Source organism: Flectobacillus sp. BAB-3569, assembly GCF_002270355.1.
GTDB classification, from domain to species: domain Bacteria; phylum Bacteroidota; class Bacteroidia; order Cytophagales; family Spirosomataceae; genus Flectobacillus; species Flectobacillus roseus.
On the sequence record NZ_NJFZ01000016.1, the window covers coordinates 143,719 to 169,562 of the forward strand.

General features: G+C 38.7%; 17 protein-coding genes and 1 pseudogene. 8 read left to right on the forward strand and 10 right to left on the reverse strand.

Going from position 1 to position 25,844, the window contains the following annotated elements:
* Nucleotides 1-203: 203 nt before the first annotated feature.
* The 7 genes from BWI92_RS15975 to kdpF form a co-directional block, all read right to left on the reverse strand.
* Nucleotides 204-1,895, reverse strand: coding sequence for an ATP-binding protein (locus BWI92_RS15975; RefSeq protein ID WP_095164255.1), 1,692 nt, complete (start codon nucleotides 1,893-1,895; stop codon nucleotides 204-206).
* On the reverse strand, nucleotides 1,892-3,010 hold the full coding sequence (locus BWI92_RS15980) for a sensor protein KdpD (protein WP_095164256.1): 1,119 nt from the start codon (nucleotides 3,008-3,010) through the stop codon (nucleotides 1,892-1,894). The genes BWI92_RS15975 and BWI92_RS15980 overlap by 4 nt, the downstream gene beginning before the upstream one ends.
* A 108-nt stretch (nucleotides 3,011-3,118) precedes the next feature.
* Entirely contained in the window at nucleotides 3,119-4,189 is a 1,071-nt protein-coding gene (locus tag BWI92_RS15985; protein WP_095164257.1) for a porin, read from the reverse strand.
* Between the two features lie 171 nt (nucleotides 4,190-4,360).
* The gene (gene kdpC / locus BWI92_RS15990; protein WP_095164258.1) at nucleotides 4,361-4,912 is read right to left on the reverse strand and encodes a K(+)-transporting ATPase subunit C; all 552 of its coding nucleotides are present in this window, start codon (nucleotides 4,910-4,912) and stop codon (nucleotides 4,361-4,363) included.
* A 194-nt stretch (nucleotides 4,913-5,106) separates the two neighbouring features.
* Nucleotides 5,107-7,131, reverse strand: a complete 2,025-nt coding sequence (kdpB, locus tag BWI92_RS15995; protein ID WP_176464448.1) for a potassium-transporting ATPase subunit KdpB — start codon at nucleotides 7,129-7,131, stop codon at nucleotides 5,107-5,109.
* 45 nt (nucleotides 7,132-7,176) lie between these two features.
* Nucleotides 7,177-8,874, reverse strand: coding sequence for a potassium-transporting ATPase subunit KdpA (kdpA, locus tag BWI92_RS16000; protein ID WP_095164259.1), 1,698 nt, complete (start codon nucleotides 8,872-8,874; stop codon nucleotides 7,177-7,179).
* 63 nt (nucleotides 8,875-8,937) lie between these two features.
* On the reverse strand, nucleotides 8,938-9,018 hold the full coding sequence (kdpF, locus tag BWI92_RS28880) for a K(+)-transporting ATPase subunit F (protein WP_095164260.1): 81 nt from the start codon (nucleotides 9,016-9,018) through the stop codon (nucleotides 8,938-8,940).
* 542 nt (nucleotides 9,019-9,560) lie between these two features.
* Between kdpF and BWI92_RS27340 the strand changes: the two genes are divergently transcribed.
* From BWI92_RS27340 to BWI92_RS16030, 5 genes are all read left to right on the forward strand, one after another.
* Nucleotides 9,561-9,737 (forward strand): hypothetical protein, encoded by a 177-nt coding sequence (locus tag BWI92_RS27340; RefSeq protein ID WP_176464449.1) that lies wholly within the window; start codon nucleotides 9,561-9,563, stop codon nucleotides 9,735-9,737.
* Nucleotides 9,734-12,124 (forward strand): DUF1553 domain-containing protein, encoded by a 2,391-nt coding sequence (locus BWI92_RS16010; RefSeq protein ID WP_095164261.1) that lies wholly within the window; start codon nucleotides 9,734-9,736, stop codon nucleotides 12,122-12,124. Before BWI92_RS27340 ends, BWI92_RS16010 begins: the two co-directional genes overlap by 4 nt.
* Before the next feature lie 309 nt (nucleotides 12,125-12,433).
* Nucleotides 12,434-13,891 carry a DUF1501 domain-containing protein gene (locus tag BWI92_RS16015; protein WP_095164262.1) on the forward strand — a complete coding sequence of 486 codons (1,458 nt, stop codon included), beginning with the start codon at nucleotides 12,434-12,436 and terminating at the stop codon, nucleotides 13,889-13,891.
* Between the two features lie 192 nt (nucleotides 13,892-14,083).
* On the forward strand, nucleotides 14,084-16,231 hold the full coding sequence (locus tag BWI92_RS16025) for a c-type cytochrome domain-containing protein (protein ID WP_095164266.1): 2,148 nt from the start codon (nucleotides 14,084-14,086) through the stop codon (nucleotides 16,229-16,231).
* A 240-nt stretch (nucleotides 16,232-16,471) separates the two neighbouring features.
* On the forward strand, nucleotides 16,472-17,395 hold the full coding sequence (locus BWI92_RS16030) for a LysR family transcriptional regulator (protein WP_095164268.1): 924 nt from the start codon (nucleotides 16,472-16,474) through the stop codon (nucleotides 17,393-17,395).
* Between the two features lie 193 nt (nucleotides 17,396-17,588).
* Here the strand turns inward: BWI92_RS16030 and BWI92_RS16035 are convergent, their stop codons facing one another.
* Both BWI92_RS16035 and BWI92_RS16040 read right to left on the reverse strand, forming a co-directional pair.
* A complete protein-coding gene (locus tag BWI92_RS16035) occupies nucleotides 17,589-18,548 on the reverse strand; it encodes a sodium-dependent bicarbonate transport family permease (protein WP_095164270.1) in 960 nt (319 codons plus the stop codon).
* Nucleotides 18,549-18,821: 273 nt separating this feature from the next.
* A complete protein-coding gene (locus BWI92_RS16040) occupies nucleotides 18,822-19,796 on the reverse strand; it encodes an L-threonylcarbamoyladenylate synthase (RefSeq protein WP_095164272.1) in 975 nt (324 codons plus the stop codon).
* A 303-nt stretch (nucleotides 19,797-20,099) separates the two neighbouring features.
* Here BWI92_RS16040 and BWI92_RS16045 point away from each other — a divergent pair, with 303 nt between their 5' ends.
* Together BWI92_RS16045 and BWI92_RS16050 are read left to right on the forward strand one after the other, a co-directional pair.
* Nucleotides 20,100-21,524 carry an NADP-dependent isocitrate dehydrogenase gene (locus BWI92_RS16045; protein ID WP_095164274.1) on the forward strand — a complete coding sequence of 475 codons (1,425 nt, stop codon included), beginning with the start codon at nucleotides 20,100-20,102 and terminating at the stop codon, nucleotides 21,522-21,524.
* Between the two features lie 367 nt (nucleotides 21,525-21,891).
* Nucleotides 21,892-24,609, forward strand: a complete 2,718-nt coding sequence (locus BWI92_RS16050) for a Tat pathway signal sequence domain protein (RefSeq protein ID WP_095164276.1) — start codon at nucleotides 21,892-21,894, stop codon at nucleotides 24,607-24,609.
* Between the two features lie 326 nt (nucleotides 24,610-24,935).
* On the opposite strand, the gene BWI92_RS16055 is transcribed toward BWI92_RS16050, so the two are convergent.
* Nucleotides 24,936-25,352, reverse strand: a complete 417-nt coding sequence (locus BWI92_RS16055; RefSeq protein ID WP_095164279.1) for an OsmC family protein — start codon at nucleotides 25,350-25,352, stop codon at nucleotides 24,936-24,938.
* 229 nt (nucleotides 25,353-25,581) lie between these two features.
* On the opposite strand from BWI92_RS16055, the pseudogene BWI92_RS27030 reads away from it, so the two are divergent.
* Nucleotides 25,582-25,844: pseudogene (locus BWI92_RS27030) on the forward strand (hypothetical protein); the annotation flags it as partial.

Genomic DNA, 25,844 nt, shown 5'->3' on the forward strand with positions numbered 1-25,844 from the left:
CTGGGCTATATGATTCTTCTGTTGATGTTTGACTATGATTCTCTGAAAACCATAAAAACTGCTTATTTGAGATATCGGCTGTTGGGTTTCGGAAGTGTAAGCTTCTATTTCTTTTGACAAACAGAGGTATTTTACATTATTTTCGACATCAGAAATCCCCAATCTGAAATCGTTAGAATTCCTCTTTGAGGGTTTTGCTGAATCTATCCTTCATAAATCGGTAAGGAAAATTGAAAAATCGCTCCCTGACCAAACTCTGATTTTACTTGTATTTGCCCTTGCTGTGCTTCGATAAATTGTTTGGCAATTGCCAAGCCCAAACCTGTACCTTTGGGACTATTAGGCGCTTGGAAGTATTTATCAAAAATCCGATCTAGGTATTTGGCTTCTATTCCTTTCCCAAAATCTTGCACTCCAAAAACTACCTGATTTTGTTCTTGAACAACAGAAATCAAAATTTTACTTTGTACTTCGCTGTAACGAATGGCATTAGTCAAGAGGTTGACTAAAACCCAAGCGGTTTTTTCGGCATCCGCCCATACCTGCGGCAGGGCAGGCGCAAGGTCAATTTGGAATTCGATAGATTTTTGTTGTGCCTGAAAACCAACGGCCATACTAGCATAATCAATAATTTGAATAGGCGAAACGGCCTCGAAAGCCAAATTGATTTTACCACTTTCGACCTGTGTTAAATCCAATAACTCGCCAGTGATACCCAATAAGCGTTGACTTTCGTCTTTGATATTCTGTAATAGTCCTTGTTGCTCTGGATTCAGCTCTCCGATTTTGGGGTTTTCGAGCAAAGACAAACTCATTTTGATAGAGGAAATAGGGGTTTTGAGTTCGTGAGAAATCGTAGCAATAAAGTTTGTTTTGGCAGCATCTAGCTCATGATATTTGGTAATATTTTGGAGAATAATCACTTTTCCTAAGAGCTTTTCTTCATTTTCTACTAAAATCCATTCTTTCGAGAAATAAGATTCTTTTCCACCAGTATATATTTTAATTTCTTGATTATCAGTAGAATGATTTAATAGACTTCTCATCAAATCGCTTTGAAGTGCTACATCTAAGGCTGATTTTCCCACTAATTCCTCTTGGTTGATATGTAGTAAATCCAAAGCAACGGAGTTGACAAATAGAATATGCTGATGGTCGTCTAGCCCAATAACCGCATCGTTGAGCTTATTGATAATAGCCTCGATTCTTTTCTTTTCGGAAAGAATTTGAGCCAAACTCGAATGCTCATATTCATCAAGTTTTTGTGCCATTAAGTTAAATGCAGTAGCCAATTCGCCAAACTCATCATTCGAGCTAAAATGCAACCTTTGTTCATAGTTTTTAGCAGTAATGGCTCTAATCCCCTCGGTGAGTTGCTTGATAGGACTGGCCAGATAGGCAGGAAAATTTATGACGAAAGTAAAGGAGATTAGTAAACAAGTAATGGTGATGATTTTCAAGTAGTTAAGTGCCTCTTGAGAAATCATTTGTGCTGCTTCATTTTTTCTAAAAATAGCATTTTGGTTAATGGTTGCTATCTCAAAAAGATGGGCTTTTATACTTGGTAGAAATTGCGTATTATTCTGAGCTTTATATAAATTCCAAACTTTTCTTAATTCGATGGTTTCTTCTTTTTCGCCTTTTTCGGTCAGGTTTTTTTCTTGTTGTTGAAGATTTTTTTCAAATGTGATCATCGCCAAACTATCTGTCTGTGTATCCAGATCAAGACTTTCTTGCATTTTTTGGACATAACTAATTGATTCATAGTTATCTGTAAGGATATTGGCAGATTCTTCTTTGAGCTGATTGAGATAATACATGCCCATGCCACCAAGCAAGACGATTACCCCGAATAAAAACAAAAGCCCTAGCTGTAATTTGGTTTTGATAGTCATGACAGTAATATTAAATCAATCGGACTCGAAGATAATTTTTTTAGTAATTGGGTAAAGAAGTAGGCAGATTTTATACCTCTAAAACCTTCAATAATTGGTTTGCCTAAGCATATCGTTGAGATTTGTTGCTGCTCTGCAAAACTCATTATCGTATATCCAACATCGTTATGTTTTATTTTGACCACTTCCGCTCCCAATTCCGTGGCCAGTTTGAGGTTGTTAATTAAGTGTCTTTGTACTGATAAATCGATTTTATCACCTGCTTCACTTTCGGCTTGTACATACAAAACAAACCATTTGGCATCATAATAAGAAGCTAGTCGGGCAGTTTTTCGAATAATCATTTTGGAACGGGGGGCATTGGAACTTACGCAAGCCAAAAACCGTTGCGGACTCAGTTTTACGGCGCTTACTTCATGAATCACCTTTCGTTCTACCTGATGTGCTACCTCTTTGAGTGCTAGTTCTCGCAATTGAAGAATATGAGCAGACTGAAAGAAATTTTTGAGTGCTGTTTCAATTTTGGCAGGCTCATATATTTTTCCCTGTTTGAGTCGGTCGATTAATTCGTCGGCAGTAAGGTCAATATTTACTACCTCGTTGGCTTGTTGTAAAATCGCATCAGGAATTCTTTCGGTGACTTCAACCTCGGTTATTTGTTTAATTTCTTGGTTTAAACTTTCGATATGCTGAATGTTTACTGCCGAAATCACATTGATTCCTGCGTCTAGTAATTGCACCACATCTTGCCAGCGCTTTTCGTTTTTCGAACCTTCTATATTGCTATGAGCGAGTTCGTCGACAATCACAACTTCTGGATGAATACGCAAAACGCCTTCCAAATCCATTTCTTCCAACAATTTGCCCTTGTAAAATAGCTGCCGCCTCGGAATGATTGGCAAACCATCGAGCAAGGCATGGGTTTCGACACGAAGGTGCGTTTCGACGAAAGCAATTTTGACATCTACCCCATTTTTCAAAAGACTATGCGCCTCTTGAAGCATGCGGTAAGTTTTGCCTACGCCTGCACACATTCCTATGTAAATTTTGAGTTTTCCTCTTTTCGACGCCCTAATCAGTTCCAAGAAATAGGCGGCAGTATTTGAGTCGGACATAAAGGTTGTATTTATAGGGAACAGTATTAAAGGCACGAAGGCACAAAGTGAAGAAAATCTATTAGATACTTTGCCACTTTGTGCCTGTTCCCTTTGTCCCTGATAAAATTAAAACTGCACCGCAATTGAGCTGGTGATAGCTAAATTGTCATTTTTAGGTTGGGATTTTTCGGTGAAAATGGCTGAATTTGCATGATAATTTTTTGCTTCAATTCTAAAAACAGCATTTTCGGCTACTTGATAATCCCAGTTGAGCGAATAACCTGTTACTTGAAAGCCTTCAGGGGTATTTGTTGAAATAATGACTCCATTTTTGTCTTGATAATATTCGTATCGAGCTGCTAGACGCATTTTTGGAGCTAATTGATAACGGACAATCGCCACAGGGGAATACCAATTATTGTAACCATCTGTATTGGCTTTTTGCTGAGAACCGTAATCAAAACCTGCGATGAATCCCCATTTTTCATGTTGATAAATAGCATACAGGTTTGAGAAATAACGTTTTTGATTGATATTATTTATTCCTTCATTGCCATAATAAGTGCTCCAATTAAGTGTTAAATTTTCGTTGGGCTTATGAGTAATTTGTGTTCCCAAGCTAACAGTTTGATTTCCATCAAGTCGTTTGATGCGTTGCCATCCATTGAGTGCCAATACGCTAGCTGTCCATTGTTGATTGGGACTGGTATAGCTCAGTTTAGCGCCAGATTCGTAATAAGGGGAGTTTTCTGCTAAAATACTTCTGGTGAGCGTCCAACAGTCTTTTGAGACAGCACTTTCGAAACCAATATGCGACGGAAGAATCCCTGCATCGAGCCAAATGTCGTGTTTTTGACTTAATTTTATTCCAACATTTGCTTCAAAAATATGCTGTAATAAAGGACTTTCGGCAGCCATATTATATTGGGCATAAGTACCTGCCATGATGGCTAAATTGGCACGTGTACGAGTGGATGAATAGGCTCCTTTGATGTACGCTAGGTTGATATTGAATTCATTATGACGATTATGATTGTACAAAAAACTAGGACGTAGATGATCGTCGGGTTGGTTGAAATCATAGGCATAATACGCATCTACATATCCAGACCAAGTGATAGTAGAGTTGTTTGTTTGAGCCAATCCTTTACTCAATAACAATAGCACTGAGGCACAAATCAATAATAATTTTTTCATGGTTTTGTTTCAAATTGCCTGAGACATTGAGGCTCAGGCATAGTTGTTTTAAAAGGAACTTACACTAGTTCAAGACTTAGTCTTGGACTTATTTATTGAAACAGTTTTCAAACTGTTTCGGACTTAAAATTTCTTATTCACAATTTACAACTCACAATTCTACAATAGCACTTACAATCTATCCAAAGCCAGATTAAGCTCAAGGACATTCACAAAAGGAGTACCCGCAGGAGATTTTTCGAGGCTATTCATCACTACTTTTTGAATAATTTCGGTAGAATGATTTCTGGCTTTCGCTACTCTAGCAACTTGAACTAATGCACTTTGTAAAGAAATATGTGGGTCAAGTCCGCTGCCTGATGCCGTTAATAATTCCGCTGGAATTTCGTTGGCTTTGACACTTGGATTATGTACTAAAAAAGTATCTCGTCGAGCCTGAACGGTTTGAATATAATCAGGGTTTGAAGGACCTTTGTTTGAACCACCCGACACACCCGCATCATAGTTTACTGCTGAAGGACGACCCCAAAAATATTTTGCTTGGGTGTAAGTTTGTCCTATTTGTCTAACACCAACGATTTTGTCGCGTACTTTAACAAAATCCACATCGCCTTTATTGGGTGTAAATTGAGCGATTCCCAAAACTGCCAAGGGATATATAACTACCAACAAAATAAAGCAAGCAAGGCTTAATTTGATGGCTGTGAAAAGTTGATTTTTCATGGTAATAATTTTTTAAATTGAGTAGGCAAAAGATGAAATCTACAAAATCTTGCCTACTCCAATGACTAATATGATATTCAAACTTCACTTGAAGGGCTGAAATTGAAGTTTAGAGTTTGTTAAACAGCTAAGGGAGAATGAAGAATTATGGATTAAAAAAAATACATTCACAACTCACAATTCTTCATTCATATTTAAAACCAAACTGATACCAGCATGTCGAGTAATTTGATACCGATAAAAGGTACAATTATGCCGCCAAAGCCATAGACCAATAAGTTACGTTGTAACAAAGCCGAAGCGCCAATTGGTCGATATTTGACGCCACGCAAGGCCAATGGAATCAAAATTGGAATAATGAGGGCGTTGAAAATTACTGCCGACAAAATAGCACTTTCAGGCGAATGCAAACGCATGATATTCAAAGATTGCAAAGCGGGAATACTTGCTACAAACAAAGCTGGTACAATCGCAAAATATTTGGCTACGTCATTGGCAATCGAGAAAGTCGTAAGCGTACCGCGCGTCATCAATAATTGTTTACCAATTTCTACGATTTCGATTAATTTGGTTGGATCATTGTCCAAATCCACCATATTACTCGCCTCTTTGGCTGCGGCAGTACCCGAGTTCATCGCTACGCCTACATCGGCTTGGGCTAGGGCAGGGGCATCGTTGGTACCATCACCCATCATGGCTACAAGTTTACCACTGGCTTGCTCGGCTTTGATATAGTTCATTTTATCTTCAGGTTTGGCTTCTGCGATAAAATCATCAACGCCAGCTTTTTGAGCAATATATTTGGCTGTCAATGGGTTATCTCCTGTCACCATAACAGTTTTTACACCCATTCTTCTCAAACGTTCAAAACGTTCTTGGATACCTGTTTTGATAATATCTTGTAATTCGATAATACCTAAAACTTGCTGATTTTGAGCCACTACCAAAGGTGTACCACCATTACTGGCAATGCTTTTGGTTCGTTCCACTACCTCATCAGGAAAAGAATTTCCAGCTTTTTCAACCCAATTTTTGATAGAATCCATAGCACCTTTTCTGATACTTATATTCCCTAAATCCACACCAGAAGCACGAGTTTCGGCGGTAAAAGGAATGGCTTTGGCTTCCATCGGCAATTTAGGAATCGTATAGCCAATTTGACTAGCCAATTCTATGACCGATTTACCTTCTGGAGTTTCATCTACCAATGAGCTCAGTACGACCGCCTCAACAAAATCTTCGGTTTTTTGATTAGGAGCAGGGTAAAAATGCGTAGCCTTACGGTTACCAATAGTAATAGTACCTGTTTTGTCCAATAATAAAACATCTATATCTCCCGCAGTTTCAACAGCTTTCCCCGACTTGGTAATCACATTGGCACGCAAAGCTCTGTCCATGCCTGCTATACCAATGGCTGATAGAAGTCCGCCAATCGTAGTCGGAATCAAACATACAAAAAGAGAGATATAAGCCGCAATCGTAATCGGCGTATTGGCGTAGTCAGCAAATGGCTTCAGACTCACACATACGATGATAAAAATTAAGGTAAAACCAGCTAACAAGATAGTCAAGGCGATTTCGTTGGGTGATTTCTGGCGAGAAGCACCTTCAACCAAAGCAATCATTTTATCCAAAAAGCTCTCACCAGGTTGTGTTCTTACTCGTACTTTGATTTTATCAGAAAGTACTTTTGTCCCACCTGTCACCGAAGATTTATCACCACCTGCTTCACGAATCACAGGCGCAGACTCACCCGTAATGGCTGATTCGTCTATAGTAGCCAAGCCTTCAATAATCTCACCATCGCTTGGGATGATATCGCCTGCTTCGCAAATAAAAATATCTCCTTTGGTCAAACTTGAAGAGCTTACCGATTGTATTTGGTCGTTTTTGAGCAATTTGGCTGGCGTTTCCTCACGAGTTTTACGCAAAGATTCTGCTTGTGCTTTGCCACGTGCTTCGGCGATAGCCTCGGCAAAATTGGCAAATAATAAGGTCAGAAAAAGCACAAAAAATACAATAGCATTATAGACAAACGAACCTTGGTCGGGCTGAGAAATACTATAAATACTTACCAAAAACATCACCACCGTACCGATTTCAACCGTAAACATGACGGGGTTGTGGTACATTTGTTTGGGACTGAGTTTTGAAAATGCTGCTGATAAAGCTTCTTTTACCATTTTTTGGGTAAAAAGCGCATTGGATGTCGTTTTCATATTATTGATTGAGTGTTGGGATAAAAATTTATCTGAACTCAAGTTTTATTTCAAAGAAAAATGTTCTGCTAATGGACCGAGCGTTAGGGCAGGGAAGAAGGCAAGAGCTACTAGGATTAAAATCACAGCAAACATCAGGATACCAAATGTCAGTGTGTCGAGCTGTAAAGTTCCTGCACCAGAGGGAATATGCTTTTTCTTCGCCAAAATTCCTGCAATAGCCACTGGACCAATAATAGGGATATATCTACTCAAAATCAGGACAATACCTGTCGAGATATTCCAAAATGGTGTATTGTCGCCTAATCCTTCAAAGCCTGAGCCGTTGTTCGCCGCAGATGAGGTATATTCATAAAGCATTTCTGAAAAACCATGAAATCCTGGGTTATTGAGCCAACCAATATCAGGTTTTTGATGTGCTACGTAAGATGCTATAGCGGTCCCTAGCAAAATCAAGAAAGGGTGTAAAAGTGCGATGAGTGTGGCAATTTTCATTTCTCGTGCTTCAATCTTTTTCCCAAACAATTCAGGCGTACGACCTACCATCAAACCAGCAATAAATACGGAAATGATGATGAATACATAAAAGTTAAGAAAACCTACACCTACGCCTCCATAAAGTGCATTGATCATCATGCCAAGTAGCGCACTCATGCCCGTCAATGGCATCAAACTATCGTGCATCGCATTGACCGAACCGTTAGAGGTAACCGTTGTAATAATAGCCCAGTAAGTAGAAAAAGTTGTTCCAAAACGAGTTTCTTTTCCTTCCATGTTACCTAAAGTTTGAGCTACTCCCAAGTGGTCAATAGCAGGATTTCCTTGCCATTCGAAATATAGCGCTGGAGCTATAAGTGCCAAAAAACCTACGGTCATTACTCCAAAAATTACCAAAGCCAATTTTTTACGATTGAGGTAAAATCCTAAGGCAAAGACCATTGCAATGGGAATCAAGATAATGCTAATACTTTCAATGGCATTACTCCAATAGGTAGGATTTTCGAGCGGGTGACTTGAGTTTGCACCAAAGAACCCACCGCCGTTAGTACCTAATTGCTTGATAGCGACCATTGCCGCTGCTGGTCCACGAGCCACTTGTACGGTATTGCCCTCCAATGTATGGATACTGGCTTTGCCCTCAATGTTCATCGGAACGCCTTCGAAAAGAAGCAAACTTGCTACGATCAAAGCTAACGGTAACAAAATACGTGTGTTCGATTGAATGAAATAGGTGTAGAAGTTACCTAGTTTTTGGCTTGTTTGTTCACGCATTGCTTTGAACACCACAGCACAAGCAGCCATACCAGTTGCGGCTGTCACAAATTGTAAAAACATCAAGCAGGTGATTTGTCCTAGATATGACATTCCTGTTTCGCCTGAATAATGTTGTAAGTTACAGTTTACCAAAAACGATACTGCTGTATTAAATGCCAAATCGGGCGACATAGAAGGATTATGATCGGGATTCCACGGAAGCCATCCTTGGTTCATCAAAATAAACATAGCAAACAAAAACCAAATCAGGTTGATGCTTAAAAGTGCTTTTAAACTTTCTTGCCATGTCATTTCGAGCTTGGGATTGATTCCGCCAATTTTATAAAAAAGTCTTTCTATGCCTCCAAATATTTTGTCGCTCCAATGCGGAGCACCTGTATAAATGGCAGAAATGTATTTTCCTAAAGGCCATGCCAGTAAAATCGTCAGTACAAAGGTGGCAATGATGCCTAATAAATCAGTTTCCATGTTGGGTAATAGGGATTTTCAAAATTGAGCGTTTTCCTACAATTGCGATAGTTGATTGTTAGGCTAAAATTTTTCAGGTTTTAATAAAACATAAAACAAATAGCCAAAAACGGCGATGGATAAAACCAGCAATAGCGTCATCATGATGAATAGGGTTTTGTGTATTAAATTTTTTCAAAAAAATCTATCGTCCAATCGAATAGATAGAAGGCCAGAAGACCTAAAAGCACGAGAATGATGGTAAGTAGCATTTTTTTAGGGTTTTTAATTGTTCTTTGCTACTAGGTGTGCCAAAGTCTATTCCAATTCTGCAATTTTTATAATAAATTTCTTGTAATAATCTGATTTACAGTTGGTTATTTTTATGATTTTTGTTTTGTGGACTTTTTGGATAAATAAAAACCCTTCCAAAATGAAAGGGTTTTTTCCAAAATGGAAATGATTGTGAATCCAGAAGAGGGTATGTATCATGCTGCATTAGCGGTGTATGATGGACTGACAAGCCCAACCATTTCTGAAATCAGAAATTCCAAATATGCATGAGTGCGCTCTGTTTTTGGGTAAAAAAGTATGCTTGAAGTCAATAGAAGTACTCCGAACCTATGATTTTCTCGATCAGCGGATTATTTTCCTAGCATTACCCGATATGATATATCCAAAATCAACTAAAGGATGATTTGAAAAAAATGAATGGATTCCCAGAAAAAGAGTTGCCTGTTATGGATGATTCAGGACAATACAGTATTACGATTTCGAGATTAAATGTAATTTTATCTAAAAAAGTATTTGGGTATTACGATATTATTTTGGCCTTTGTTAGTAATAAGGTTCATCAATATCAAACTATTTCTGTCATTTCATGAATAACAAACTATTGACATACGTGTTGACTAACAAGCTTTTAGTAATCTTATTCTTGGCTTTGTGTTGTATCACTTCTGCTTGTTTTCTGAAAAATGGAAGCAGTGCATCGGCTGATGCCATCGCAGGGGAGATAGATTATAATTACCATATTCGCCCCATTCTTTCCGATCGCTGTTTTCAATGCCATGGACCCGATGCCAACAAAAGAGAGGCTGATTTACGTTTAGATACCGAAGAAGCCGCCTACGCTGGTCTGAAAGATAACCCCAAATTTCATGCTATCGTGCCAGGAAAGCCCCATGAGTCGGCGGTATGGTTGCGTATTGTCACAAAAGATACTGCTGATATCATGCCTCCATTAAACTCAAATCTTAAATTGACAGAGCAAGAAATTACCTTAATTGAGAAATGGATTAAGCAAGGAGCCAAGTATAAACCTCATTGGGCATTTACAGTACCTCAAAAACCTCAGTTACCCAAAGTCAATGATACGAATTGGCCTCAAAGCCCGATTGATTATTTTACCTTGACAAAAATGGAAGAAAATGGGCTAAAACCTAACGAAGAAGCCGATAAAGAAAGACTCCTAAAAAGACTTTGTTTAGATATTACAGGACTTCCTCCCTCACTCGAATTACAAGAACGTTTTTTGAACGACCCTTCACCTAATGCTTATGAGAAAATAGTAAATGAGCTACTTACTTCGCCACACTATGGCGAAAAAATGGCGATTGCCTGGCTAGATGTCGCTCGCTATGCCGACTCGCATGGCTATCAGGACGATGGTTTAAGAACTATGTGGCCATGGCGTGATTGGGTTATTCATGCTTTTAACAATAATTACAGTTACAGCAAATTTTTAACATGGCAATTGGCTGGGGATGTTATTGTCAAAAATCAAAAGGGCAATCTACAAAATCCACGTATGAAAGAGGCCGTATTGGCAACAGGGTTCAACCGTAATCATAAAATTACACAAGAAGGTGGCGTAATAGATGAAGAATACCGTGTCGAATATGTGACGGATCGTACCAATACCTTTGGTAAAACCTTTTTGGCATTAACTTATGAATGCGCCAAATGTCATGACCATAAATATGATCCTATCAAACAAAAAGACTATTATAGCGCTTTTGCCTTTTTTAACCAAGTGCCAGAAAAAGGTTTATTTGGTACCATTGATGCCTCTTTTGCTGACCCCCCAAACCTTAAATTGACGAGTAAGGATGTAAAACGTATTTTGAATTTTATCAATAAAAGAGATACAGCCGATGTTTCTGTAATGGTCATGCAAGATGCGGATACCCTGCGAAAAACGCATGTATTGAATCGTGGAAATTATGACCAGCCTTCTGAGCTTGTTGAGGCACAAATGCCCAAATTTTTACTTTCTTTTGATCCTAAAAAATATCCTAAAAACCGTCTTGGTTTAGCTCAATGGCTTACAGATGAGAAAAATCCCCTTACCGCAAGAGTCTTTGTCAATCGAATGTGGCAGGAGTTTTTTGGTCGTGGAATTGTGAAAACTGTGGGCGATTTTGGCATGCAGGGGGAGTTGCCTTCTCATCCTCAATTGCTCGATTGGCTAGCGGTAGATTTTCGTACCAATCACTGGAATATCAAGCGCTTGGTAAAGCAGATTGTTATGTCGGCAACTTACAAGCAATCTGCTGTTATCACCAAAGAACATTTGGCCAAAGATCCTGAAAATATTTTGCTGGCTCGTGCGCCTAGAATGCGCCTTTCAGCCGAGTTGGTTCGTGATTTTGTGCTCACAACAAGTGGTTTGCTGAGTCCAATGATTGGAGGTCCAAGTGTAAAACCTTATCAGCCCAAAGGACTGTGGGAAGTAGCCACATCGGGACGGGGAAGTCTCAAAAGTTATATCCAAGACCACGGAGATAGTCTTTACCGAAGAGGCATGTATGTATTTATCAAACGTACCGTTCCACCACCTTCTATGCTGATTTTTGATGCTTCAAATCGAGATCAATGTGAAGTAAAACGCTCCAGAACCAACACGCCACTACAAGCATTAGTGATGCTGAATGACCCTGTCATTTTGGAATCGGCTAGAGTATTAGCAGAAAAAATAGCTCTTGAAAACAATACTGATGATGATAAAATCAAAAAGGTTTTTCGTACTGTCCTTTGTCGAAATGGAAAGGAGAAAGAATTAGCGGTATTTGAAAAATATTTTAACAGTGAAAAAGAAGTTTTTAGTCAAAATCCTCAAAAAGCACTGAAACTATTGAGAGTAGGAGAGAAGCCTTCTTTGCTGGCATCGGCAAAAGCGAAATACAAGACCCATTTACGTCCTACGGCCGCTGCTTTGATGCAGTCGGTGCTTATGATGTATAACCTTGAAGAAGCAATTATGAAATAAGCTTTCGGCAGTCGGCGATGGGCACTTGGCAGAAATGTTTCTTCGATTTTCTGGAAACGTTTAGCTGTCAATTTTTTGCCTTGGATTCCTTTGATAAATATCCTTTTTGTACTAGTAGGAAATCGTGCAAAATAAGATTTAAGTTGTGTGTTTAGGCACTAGGCAACAGGCACAAGGCAAAGAGTGTTAATGTGTTTTTTAGTAATTACAGATATGTTTTGCCGAAAGCCCATTGCTGAAAGCCGTAAGCTCAAAATTCAATTTTATCCACTAACTTAATCAACAGAATAAAGCACCCAATCATAGAAGATGAATAAGAATGAATTTATAGAAAATCGTCTAAATATCAACCGCAGACACTTCATGGGAAAAATGGCTGCGGGTATTGGTGGACTTGCGCTAGGCTCGCTGTTAGTACCAGATTTGTTTAGAGGTTCGGCTGATGACGCCGAAAGTTTACCTCTAGGAATTGCACATTTTGCCCCAAAAGCAAAACGTGTGATTTACCTATTTCAAAATGGTGCTCCTTCACAATACGAAAGTTTTGAGTACAAGCCCTTACTCAACAAAATGGCAGGTCAAGAATTACCTGCTTCTATTCGTATGGGGCAACGTTTAACGGGAATGACGGCAAGTCAGGCTAAATTTCCCTTGGTGGGATCTTACTTCAAATTTGCCCAGCACGGTCAATCAGGCATTTGGATGAGCGAGTTGTTTCCCAATATCGCCAATATTGCCGATGATATTTGTATGATTAAAACCATGAATACTGAGGCTATTAATCACGACCCAGCTCTTACCTTTATGCAAACTGGCGCACAACAAGGCAATCGTCCGAGTATGGGTGCATGGGTAAGCTATGGTCTTGGGAGTGAAAATAAAAACTTACCAGCATTTTCGGTTCTATTATCAAGAGGCAAAGGAAACGGACAAGGAGTATATTCAAAACTTTGGTCAAATGGATTTTTAGACTCAACCCATCAAGGTGTGGTATTTAGTAGCGGCGAGGATCCTATCTTGTATCTCAATAACCCTGCTAACTCAGATAGGGCTTCGCATCGTAAAATGTTAGATCATTTGGCCGAACTCAATAATATGGCTTATGATGATTTTGGTGACCCAGAAATTAAAGCCAAAGTACAGCAATACGAAATGGCGTATCGTATGCAAACGGCTGTTCCTGAGCTAACTGACCTCAGTAAAGAACCTGACTATATTGTCAAAATGTATGGTCCAGAATGTCTTGTTCCTGGAACTTTTGCGGCTAACTGTCTTTTAGCTCGTAAACTTTCTGAAGCTGGCGTTCGTTTTGTTCAGCTCTACCATCAGGGTTGGGATCAACACGGTAATCTGGTTGGTGAAATGCCTATGCAAGCCCAAGATACCGATCGTGCCTCAGCTGCCTTGATTACTGACCTCAAACAAAGGGGCTTACTCGACGAAACACTTGTGATTTGGGGTGGCGAATTTGGGCGTACCAATTATGTTCAGGGTACAGCTTCAAAGGATAACTATGGTCGCGATCACCATCCAAGAGCCTATTGCACGTTTATGGCTGGTGGTGGCGTAAAACCAGGCACTGTGTATGGTGAAACGGATGACTTTGGATATAATATTGTCAAAGATCCTGTGCATATCAACGACTTCCATGCGACTATTATGCATTTGATGGGTATCAATCACGAAAAGCTTACTTACAAGCATTTGGGTCGTCGCTATCGACTTACCGATTTAGCAGGTAAAGTATTGCCAGGATTGATGGCTTAGTTTGAGTGCTGAATTAGATCTAAGTAGTCAGGCAATAGGCACAAGGCAAAGAGTGTTAACATGTTTTTAATAACCTCAGCCATGCTTTTTTCCAAAGCCCACGGCCGAAAGCCGTTACCTGAAAGCCCAAAACACAACAAGGTTGTTGAGTATTCCAAAACCCATTTTCTTTCTAAATATTGACTCATTTACATGTCTCGTTTTCAACATATACTTTCATATTTACTTTTTGCACTGCATATTTTATTGCTATTCTTGCTTCTTTTTCAAGAAAAAGTAAATATTCCTATCGGATTTCAAACCATAGGTCGAATGCACCCTATGGTTTTACATTTACCTATTGGACTACTATTAATCACAGGGTTATTTTGGTTTTGTAAGCAAGAGTTTGAAGGAGAAAATTTTCCTAAACTCTTTAGATTTGTGCTAGCTATCACAGCTATTACTGCTAGTGTGGCTGCCTTAATGGGTTTCTTTCTGTCAAAAGAAGAGGGTTATACCGCAAGTCTGCTTACTTGGCACAAATACTCAGGCATAGTGCTAAGTTTCTTATGCTATGGGCTTTGGATAATATATCAACCTGTAGTCAAGACACGTATTTTTACGCCAGTTTTGAGCCTAAGTTTAGTTGTATTGTTAGTCACAGGGCATTATGGAGCTAGTTTGACTCATGGTGAGGACTATTTATTTCCTAACAATAAAGAAGAAACTGAGCTTGTGTTTACCGAAGATACGCCCATTTTCGAAGCGGTCATTCAGCCTATTTTAAAAGAAAAATGCTACCAGTGTCATAATGAACAAAAAACTAAAGGTGGCTTACTGATGACAACTCTAGCTGGCTTAAAAAAAGGAGGCAAAAACGGACCTATTTGGATGAGTGGTAACGCACTTCAAAGCCATTTGATTGAACGTGCCAATTTGCCTCTTGACGACAAAAAGCACATGCCACCCAAGGGCAAAACTCAGCTTACGCCTGAAGAAATTGCGGTACTTAGCGCTTGGATTAATGATGGAACAGACACCAAAAAGACACTTAAACAATTGGCTGTCAATAGTCCTATAAAAGCGTATTGGGAGAAAAATAAGAAACACCAGTCGTCCATGACGGAAGTTGCTTACGATTTTGAGCCAGCAAACGAACAAACGCTCCAGAAGCTCAATACGCCTTTTAGAGTGATTTTTCCATTGGCAAATGGTTCTCCAGCCTTACAAGCTGATTTCTTTGTGCGTCAAGCCTTCAAAAAGGAACAATTAAGCGAGCTAGCCGACATCAAAGAGCAATTAGTGGTGCTAAATGTATCCAATATGCCCATTACAAACGATGATCTCAAAACCATAGGACAATTTGAACATTTAGAAAAACTCGTTTTAAATAATACCGACATTACTGGCGAAAATTTATCCAGTCTTCAAAGCTTAATAAACTTAAAATCTTTGTCTTTATCAGGTACAAAGCAGAGTAAAAACTCCTTAATCCAATTGGCAAAGTTACCAGCTCTCAAGCAAGTGTACGTTTGGAATACTTCGCTTACCGAATTGGAGGTGAATGAAATACAAAAGCAGTTTCCTGCTATTCACTTCGAAAAAGGGTATATTCCTACCGATACAGAAATGCTTAAGCTCACGCCTCCAATCCTTGAGAATGAAGATTTTGTGCTTAGTAAACCTACGCTCATTTCATTCAAACATCCTTTGAAAGGCGTTACGATCCGATATACTGTTAATGGGCAACAACTCGACTCATTGAATTCTCCTGTATACCAAAAGCCCTTTGAACTCAATACTTATACAATACTCAAAGCAAAGGCTGTCAAAGCGCATTGGTACGCCAGCGATGTGGTTGAGTACGTCTTTTTCAAAGGAAAACATCATCCTAAAAGTGTAGAATTAATTAATCAGCCCAATCCTCAATACATGGGTGAAGGAGGAAGTACCCTGATAAATTTGAAAAAGGGTGACCCCAACGACTTTAAAAATAAGGCTTGGTTAGGTTACCGTGAAAAACCTTTTGAAGCGCTTTTTACTTTTGACAAACCAACGCCCATCCAGTCGGTAATGCTCAGTCTTGGACGAAATTTGGGAGGTTTTATATTTCCTCCTACTTCTATCGAAATATGGGCAGGAAATAGTAAAAGCAGTTTGCAATTAATACAAAAAATCAATCCCACTCAGCCTTTGAAAGACAGTCCTGTGCGTATTGAACCAATCGAGATAACTTTAAAAGCGGGTAGTTATTCTTTTATTAAAGTTATCGCTCGACCTGTAACCAAACTTCCTAGTTGGCATAATGGCAAAGGACAACCGGGATGGGTATTTATTGATGAAGTGTTTTTTAACTAATCTTTGAAAACCCTCTCAAAGTTATCCTAGTAATAGCATTGCCTACCATGACAAGCTATCAAAATGCGTTTAAACAACCTATGGCTATAATATTTTGGAAGTATCTTTATAATAACAGATGTGTCTGTAGAGACGTATCTCTGATTAATGGCACAATTTTATATTGACTATTACTTTTACTAAATTTGATTTTATGTCCTTACTTGTTTAGGATTTTCTTGAATCATTATAGCTATCTCTATGAATTATACATTACATCAATTGCAGGTTTTCCTGATGATTAGTAAAACCAAAAGCGTGACAAAAGCCGCCGAGGAATTACATTTGAGTCAGCCCGCCGTTTCTATACAATTAAAAAACTTACAAGACCAATTCGCTATTCCGCTTACAGAAGTGGTTGGTCGTAAGTTGTTTATTACAGATTTTGGAAAAGAAATTGCCATTGCTGCTGAACGAATTCTATCAGAAGTATATGCTATAAATCATAAAACAGCTGCCTTTAAAGGGCAATTGGTGGGTCAACTCAAAATATCTGTTGTTTCTACAGGAAAGTATGTCATTCCATATTTTCTGAATGACTTCATGAGTCAACATGACGGAATTGAACTAAAATTGGATGTTACCAACAAAGTGAAGGTAGTGGAAAGTCTCGAACAAAACGACGTAGATTTTTCTTTGGTATCGGTATTGCCCGACCACCTACAAATTGAAAAGGTTGAACTCATGCCCAACAAACTATTTTTAGTTGGGAATACACGCCAAGCTTTTGAGAAGAAACTTTACGATACCTCTGTTTTGGGAACTTTACCCCTTATTTATCGCGAGCAAGGTTCGGGAACCAGACATGTGATGGAGAAATTTGTGCAGGCCAATATGCTTCCTATTCATAAAAAAATGGAATTGACTTCCAATGAAGCGGTAAAACAAGCGGTTTTGGCAGGTTTGGGATATTCGGTTATGCCTTTGATTGGGCTTAAAAATGAATTATCGATGGGTGATGTTCAAATTATTCCTGTCAAAGGATTTCCTATTCAAAGTATTTGGCACCTAATTTGGATGAAAGGCAAGAACTTTTCGCCTGTAGCAAAAGCTTTCTTAGAATTTATCCATCAAGAAAAAGATCGAATTATTCAGGAAAAATTTGATTGGTGCAATAAGTATTAGTTTTGAATGGTGAATCAGAACTGTACGAAGGATTCTAAAACTGTATATTTCGGATATCGGGTGTTGGATTTCGGAAGTTTAATCTTTTATATTTTGTAAAAAATAAAGGTCTTTTACTTTATTTCCGAAATCAGAAATCCCAAATCTGCAATTATTGAAAATCCTTCGTAAAGCACTAATTCACCATTCAAAATTACATCGATACTATTCCGAAGTAAATAGGTAATCCAATCGTGATATTGATAGGAAAAGTAATAGCCAAGGTCATAGGCAAGTAAAGTCCAGGGTTTGCTTGAGGTACTGAGATTTTCATGGCAGCAGGGACGGCAATATAAGAAGCGCTCGCCGCCAAAACCGCCAAGATGAAACGGTCAATAGTATGTTCGCAAAAAAATCCTGTTACCCATCCCACCAAACATCCATTGACTAGTGGAATAATCGCTGCAAAAATGATGGGAAACCAACCGTAGGAAAAGAAGGACGTCAATTTTTTCCCACTTGATATTCCCATATCTAATAAAAATATCGCCAGAAAGCCTTTAAACAAATCATTAGTAAATGGTTTAATACCTTCTGCTTGTTTGGCATTAGCCAAATAACCAATAATCAAACTTCCCAAAATTAGCAGAACACTTCCATTGGTTAACGAGTGTTTAAATGCCTCTTTTTTCTGAATACCTTGATGAATGTCCTTTCCAAATACCGAAATTAATAGCAATCCTACGATAATGGCTGGTGATTCCATCAGTGCCATAGTGGCAACCATGTACCCATGTATTTGTAAATGATGCGTTTCGAGATACGACACCGCAGTCACAAAAGTTACAGCACTTACCGAACCATAAGCCGCCGCCGTAGCGCCTGCATCGTAGATATTTAATTTTTTCCGAAGAATAAAAAATGTGTAAAATGGTATTGCTACCGAGATAAATATACCTGTTAGCATAACCCAAATAATTTGACTATTGAAGGTTTCGTGCGAAAGTTCTTGACCGCCTTTGAAACCTATCGCAAATAACAAATACAATGAAATAAACTTGGAAGAATTGGAGGGAATTTTCAAATCACTTTTTAGCATCACTGATACAATTCCCAAAACAAAAAATAGCAGTGCTGGATTAGATAAGTTCTCTAATAGTAAGTTGGAATTCATGAAATAATAATTAGTTAAGTGAGTGGGCAAAATAAAATTCAACTGTTGAGCTTTGGGCTTTCAGGTAACGGCTTTCGGCGGTGGGCTTTGGAAAAATGCATGGCTGTGGTTATTAAAAAACATTTTAACACTCTTTGCCTAGTGCCTGTTGCCTTGTGCCTAAAACACAAAACTTTGCATGATTACTTAATGCAATTTTATTTTGCATTAATACTTAAAATTATCCGTCTGATTATCAAGCGGATTAAATTTTAACTACTGATTTAGTTTGTTTCAAGCATTTTGGTCAAATTGGCTTGACGCTCTAAATAATTTATCGTTAAGGGCTATACCCAAATTAGTCGCAGGGAAAAGTTTAACGATAATTACGTCTAAATTAAGATTATCCAGTTCATGCAATTGTGCATACAGGTTAGAAGCAGCCTCCCTTAGATCCTCGGTGGTGCTTAAGTTGCGAACTTCAGCACTACTTGAAAAATCCACTCCGCTAGTTCCCATAGTGAGCAATCCTATCTTTTTACCTACAAATTTATTGACCGCTTCTTCAAAAGATTCGGTGATGATTAGAGGAGTTCGGGGGGCATAATGGGAGCGGTGACTTCCTGGGTAATTACTCTGGTTATCAATGTCATAGTACACTGCGGTATTAGGAAGAACCTCAAGAATATCATCCTTACTGATAATTCCTTGACGATAGATTACTACGGCATCATCTTTAAACCCAATAATGGTAGATTCGAGCCCCACTTTGCAATTTCCACCATCGAGTGTTAGGGGTATTTTTCCTTTAAAATAAGAAAATACATGCATGGCCGAGGTAGGACTAATCTTCCCAAATGGGTTAGCACTTGGAGCAACCAATGGAAATGGAATTGTCGAAAGTAGTTTTAATGCTAAAGGATGCTCTGGCATTCGAACGGCAATTGTGCCTAAGCCAGCAGTTGCTTCTGAGGGAATAGTTGGTTTTGCTGATAAAATCATGGTCAATGGACCAGGCCAAAATCTTTCGGCTAACAGTTGAGCCTTCACAGGAATATCACTAGCAATACTTTCCACCTGTTCCCAATGAGCTACGTGCGCAATCAATGGATGATTTTTAGGACGCTCTTTGATAGTAAATATTTTATTGATGGCTTCTTGATCCCAGATGTTTCCTGCCAAACCATAAACGGTTTCTGTTGGGAGTCCTATGACACCGCCTTTTTCTAAATATGTCTTTGCTAATTGTACGGAAGTTGAAAGTATCATTTTGTATGTGTTTTAATATTTGACTACAAAATTGAACTTAAATAGTCATAAGTTTTTATTTATATATAATATTTTAGACATTTAGAATATTTATACATATTAATTTTTCATGACATTTCCAATATTTTGATTTAATATAAGTAATTGATAATAAATATTTTAAGTATTGTTCAAGAAAGATTCACTGATTAGAAATTTTATATCCATAAATAATACTTATGTATTTTATTTTTAACATAAATAAAAACTTATAAAAATATTACTTCAAATTTGTGTCGTAAACAAAGCATAACACAAACACAGATGACAAAAATTACAGTTGCAAAAGGAGATGGTATCGGACCAGAAATTATGGATGCCACTCTAGAAATCATTCTTGCCGCAGGAGCAAAAATTGAAATCGAGACAATTGACATTGGTGAAAAGGTGTATTTATCTGGTAATACCTCGGGTATCGCTAGAGAGTCGTGGGATATTATACGCCGAAACAAAATATTCTTAAAAGCACCCATTACTACTCCACAAGGAGGGGGCTATAAGAGTCTTAATGTAACCACTCGTAAGTTTTTGGGCTTGTATGCAAATGTTCGCCCTTGTTTAAGTCTGCATCCGTTTGTGGATACCAAGCACCCTAAGATGGATATTGTGATTATCCGCGAAAATGAGGAAGATCTTTATGCAGGTATTGAGCACCAACAAACCGACGAAGTTGTACAGTGTCTTAAACTCATCAGTCGCCCGGGTTGTGAGAAAATCGTTCGCTATGCTTTTGAATATGCCAAGCATAACGGACGTAAAAAAGTAACTTGCTTCACCAAGGACAATATCATGAAACAAACCGACGGATTGTTCCATAAGGTATTCGACGAAATAGCTCTGGAGTATCCAGAAATTGAAAATGAACACTGGATTATTGATATTGGAGCAGCAAAAATGGCTGATACGCCTGAGGCTTTCGATGTAATTGTGGTGCCAAATCTTTATGGTGATGTACTATCAGACATTGCCGCACAAATAGCAGGCTCGGTAGGCTTGGCTGGTTCGTCCAATATCGGTGAGGAATGTGCCATGTTTGAAGCGATTCATGGCTCTGCACCACGAAGAGCTGGTCAGAATGTAGCCAATCCATCAGGGTTATTGCAAGGTGCTATCTTAATGCTACAACATATTGGTCAGATGGAAGTAGCGGAAAAGGTACAAAATGCTTGGCTCAAAACCATCGAGGACGGTATTCATACTTATGATATCTATCAGGAGGGAACAAGTACTCAAAAGGTTGGTACAAAGGAATTTGCTCAAGCGGTTATCGCCAATCTTGGTCAAAAACCTAAGCAACTTCAAGCCGTTGAGTACGCTGAAGGAGCTCAAATGTACTTACCGAAGTACGTGCGTAAAGCACCTGCCAAAAAGGAAATCGTTGGAGTAGATTTGTTTGTACACTGGTCTGGTAATCAGGCAGATGATTTGGCAGCGCAAGTAAGTCAGCTAAATCATGCAGGTTTGGAACTAAGTATGATTACCAACCGAGGAATCAAGGTATGGCCTGAAGGCTTCCCCGAAACATTTTGTACAGACCACTGGAGATGTAGATTTAAGGGACTTGGCTCTAGCGCACAAATTCCAGCGTTGTTGGAGAAGGCCATTTCGCAAGGCATAGATGTGATTAAAACAGAAAACCTATATGAGTTTGATGGTAAAGCCGCTTATTCACTAGGTCAAGGACAATAGTAAGTTGAACTAACCCGTTCATCCTATCTTGTATGAAAACGGATAGCTATCAGAAATTTTTTGATAGCTATTTTTTTTGAGTAGTGAATTGTGAGTTAGGGCTGTATGAAGGATTTCCAATAATTGCGGATTTGGGATTTCTGATTTCGGAAATAAAGTAAAATACCTCTATTTTTACAAAACATAAAAGCTTACACTTCCGAAATCTGACATCCGATATCCGAAATAGACAGTTTTAGAATCCTTCATACAGTTCTAATTGTAAGTTGCGAATTGTAAATGTAAAGGCTTTATTTTCAGTAATTTGTATTTAAAACCAAAGAGCTGATGCTCACAATTCAGCACTAATACTTACCTCTAATAAATAATGAAAAAACAATTTCAAGTTTCAAGAAGAGATTTCGTCAAAAATACCTTATTAGCAAGCACTGCTGCAACATTGGCTTCTCATCAGATTTTGGCTACGGAACATCAAACTAAAAATCTGATTCCAGCCACAGAAGGAGCAATTTTACACTGGTTAACAGGACAAGCTCCGAGCGTATTACAAGGCACCACATGGGGTATTCCTTGGCCCAAAGGGTTGGTCAAAAAAGAAACGCCTTTAGCTGTTTTACAAAACGATACTGTTCAGAATAGCCAAACTTGGCCGCTAGCATTTTGGCCAGATGGTAGTATTAAATGGTCAGCTTTTGCTATTGGCGCACAAGAAAAATTAGCCGAAAATTGGCGTGTTAAAATTGGACAAAAACCACAAGCTGGCAAATTACAAGTCAATGAGAGTCAGGACATCATCGTCGTTGACACAGGAAAAATGCGTTGTGAAATTGCAAAAAAAGGGAATACCATCATTAAATCGCTTTTTCATGCACAACAAAAATTAGTTGCCCAAAACGGAAAACTCGTCTTGCAAGTACAAAACCAAGCTGATGGTGACTGGGCTGAAAATACACAATTACAAGGTTTTGAAAGTACCATTCAAAAAGTACAAATAGAAAATCAAGGTAGTGTGCGAGCCTTGATAAAAGTCGAGGGAATTCATCAGAGTACCCAAGGCAAACAGCTATTACCTTTTGTATTACGTCTTTATTTTTACGAAAATTCTGACTCCATTCGTGCCATTCATTCGTTTGTGTATGATGCCGATGAAAACCACGATTTTATCAAAGGAATCGGTTTTCGCTTTGATACTTTATTAAAAGATACAGCTCTTTATAATCGACATATTCGTTTTGTAGGGCAAAATGGAGGCATTTTTGCCGAAGCTATCCAAGGTCTTTCGGGGCTCAGACGCAATCCAGGAAAAGACGTAACTCAATCGCAATTTGAAGGAAAATCGGTCAATGCTTTACCGCAAAATATCCAAGACTTACTTAAATATATTCCTGCATTTGGCGATTACACCTTATTTCAAGGCTCCTGTGATGGGTTTGATATTCAGAAAAGAACCAAAGCGGGCTATGGCTGGATTCAGTCGGCAAGTGGTCAGCGAGCAAGTGGTTTGGCATATTTGGGTACTCCAACGGGTGGACTTTCGTTGGGACTTAGGCATTTTTGGCAAAGCTATCCTGCACAAATCGATATTCGTCAGGCGCAGACAGACCTTGCCCAAATGACGCTTTGGTTTTGGGCGCCAAAAGCCTCTGCTATGGATTTGCGTTTTTATCATGATGGCATGGGGCAACTCACTTTTGAAGAACAAAGGGATGGCTTGGATATTACCTACGAAGATTATGAGCCCGAATTTGGTCGCCCGTATGGTACTGCCCGCACTAGCGAATTTTTTATTCAAACATTTACCGAAACTCCATCGCATGAAACCTTGAGTAAACTTTCTGAAGACATAGAAAATCCGCCTCGACTCATGGTTTTGCCAGAACAGTTTATTCAAGCTCGTGTTTTTGGCAATGCCATCAGTTTACCCACTACTAGCACCGAAAAACACAAAGCACTTGAAGACCAATTAGCGTTTTACTTTAACTACTATCAGCGACAAATAGAAGAACGTCGTTGGTATGGATTCTGGAATTATGGCGATGTCATGCACACATACGACAATGACCGTCATGTTTGGCGCTATGACGTGGGTGGCTTTGCATGGGACAACTCCGAACTGTCGACAGACCTTTGGTTGTGGTATTATTTTTTGAGAACAGGAAATAAAGACGTATTTGCGATGGCAGAAGCCATGACTCGTCATACGGGCGAAGTGGATGTTCATCATATCGGAAGATTTAGTCCTTTGGGCTCGCGCCATAATGTGCAACATTGGGGATGTAGTGCCAAACAATTGAGAATCAGTACAGCAGCCAACCGCCGATTTTACTATTATCTTACTGCTGATGAGCGCATTGGCGATTTGATGCGAGAGCAAATCAATGGAGACAAAACCTTGAGAGAAGTAGTGCCAGGTAGAAAAATTGGTCAAAAACCACCCCAAAATGACCCAGATAAAAAGCTCGTATCTATGTCGTTTGGTACAGACTGGGGGGCATTGGCTTCGGCATGGCTAACTGAGTGGGAACGTACTGGCAATGAACAAATGAAGAATAAATTGCTCAATAGTATGCGTACCATAGCCACACAACCCAAAGGATTTTTTCATGGGGAGGGCATTATGGAAATTGCTACAGGAAAATTTGCGCCACAGCCTGTCGACAAAATATCTGTATCCCATTTGAGTGCAGTTTTTGGTTTGACAGAAATCTGTTTTGAGTTAGTCGACCTAATAGATATGCCAGAATTCAAGACCGCATGGCTGAAGTATTGTGAATTATATAATGGTACAGATGAAGAACAAAAAGCATATTTAGGAAAAAACTTCAAACTAAATCTAGCGCAAGGTCATGCTCGATTGACAGCATTTGCCGCCTATCATCTCAAAGATGCTAAATTGGCGCAAAGAGCATGGGATGAGTTTTATAAAGGAGAAGGTGGTTTTAAAAAGCCATCAAGCAAACTAACGCCTATCAATCCGCCATTAGTCTTGCGACCTATCCAAGAAGGGGAAGTTTCGACCAATGCCGTAGCACAGTGGGGTTTGTCTGCTATGCAATGTTTAGCCTATATCGGGAATCAGTTATAATGGATAGTGAGAGCCGTACTACATTGAGTGAATCAGTGATTTTTGTATAAATTTTACATTTTTAGACGCAATACTTTACGTCTAAAAATGTAAAACTTATGAATAAGGTATCAAAAAATAATAGCCTAATAAATAGGCTATTAAAATCAACAATAATACTTAGTGGTTAGATAAGTTTGCGGGCAAAATTAAAATAATTTTACCCGCCTTAAGCTCTAGGCTTTATGCTGTAGGCTAAAAGTTAATTAGTATTTCTCATGAAATAATTGAGGCTTTTTTGCCTAATGCCTACGGCTTACAGCTTAAAGCGTATTAATATATTCAGTCTATAGCAATGTTGCCTGAAGCGTAATAGTTGCATTGAATAATTTAGAAATTGGACAGTTTTCTTTAGCATGATTTACCAATTCCTCAAATTTAGCTTGATCCAAACCCTCAGCTTTTACGCTAGTAGTAAGGTTGATGGTCGTAATTGTACCATTTTCTAACACTACTTCAGAAGTAGTATCAATAATATCTGCGGTAAAACCTGCACCCTGAAGGTTGAATGCCAATTGCATTGAAAAACATCCAGCGTGTGCTGCGCCTACTAATTCCTCTGGATTGGTGCCGATACCGTCTTCAAAACGAGTATTAAATGAGTATTGAGTTGCGTTTAATACACCACTAGGAGAAGTAAGAGTTCCTTTGCCTGCTTTGCCCGAGCCAATCCACTGAGCGTTAGCGCTTCTTTTAATTAACATGATCTTTAAGGTTTATTTGTGTTTTGTTGTATCGTTTTGATATGACAAAGTTGCATGAATTATTTTCCTGAAAGAATGTATAAAAATCACTAATGAATGGACAAAAATACCATGACTCGTTTTCCAACAAAACATGAGTCATCCCGAATTTTTCGTGAAGACTTTTAAAAACGAAACCTCCTTGTTTACTTTGTGAATTACGACAAACACAAACAAACAGGAGGTTTCTATGCATAAAGCATTTCTACAAAATAATGACATAAAATCGAGTAAGTCAAGACTCTCTCATTTACTTCTTCATAAACTTGATCTTTATCTTGCTGACGTCCAGTTATCGTTAGATTCTGTTCTGGATAAGCGTTTAGTTCGTACTTTTTACGATTTAATAGTTGCCATTTTATTGCATCGACACAACTCTATGGGCTTATTGCTTAGTGAGTTAGGTGGCTATATTTGCGGTTTTTCACATGCTCCCGCTGGGACAAAGCGCAT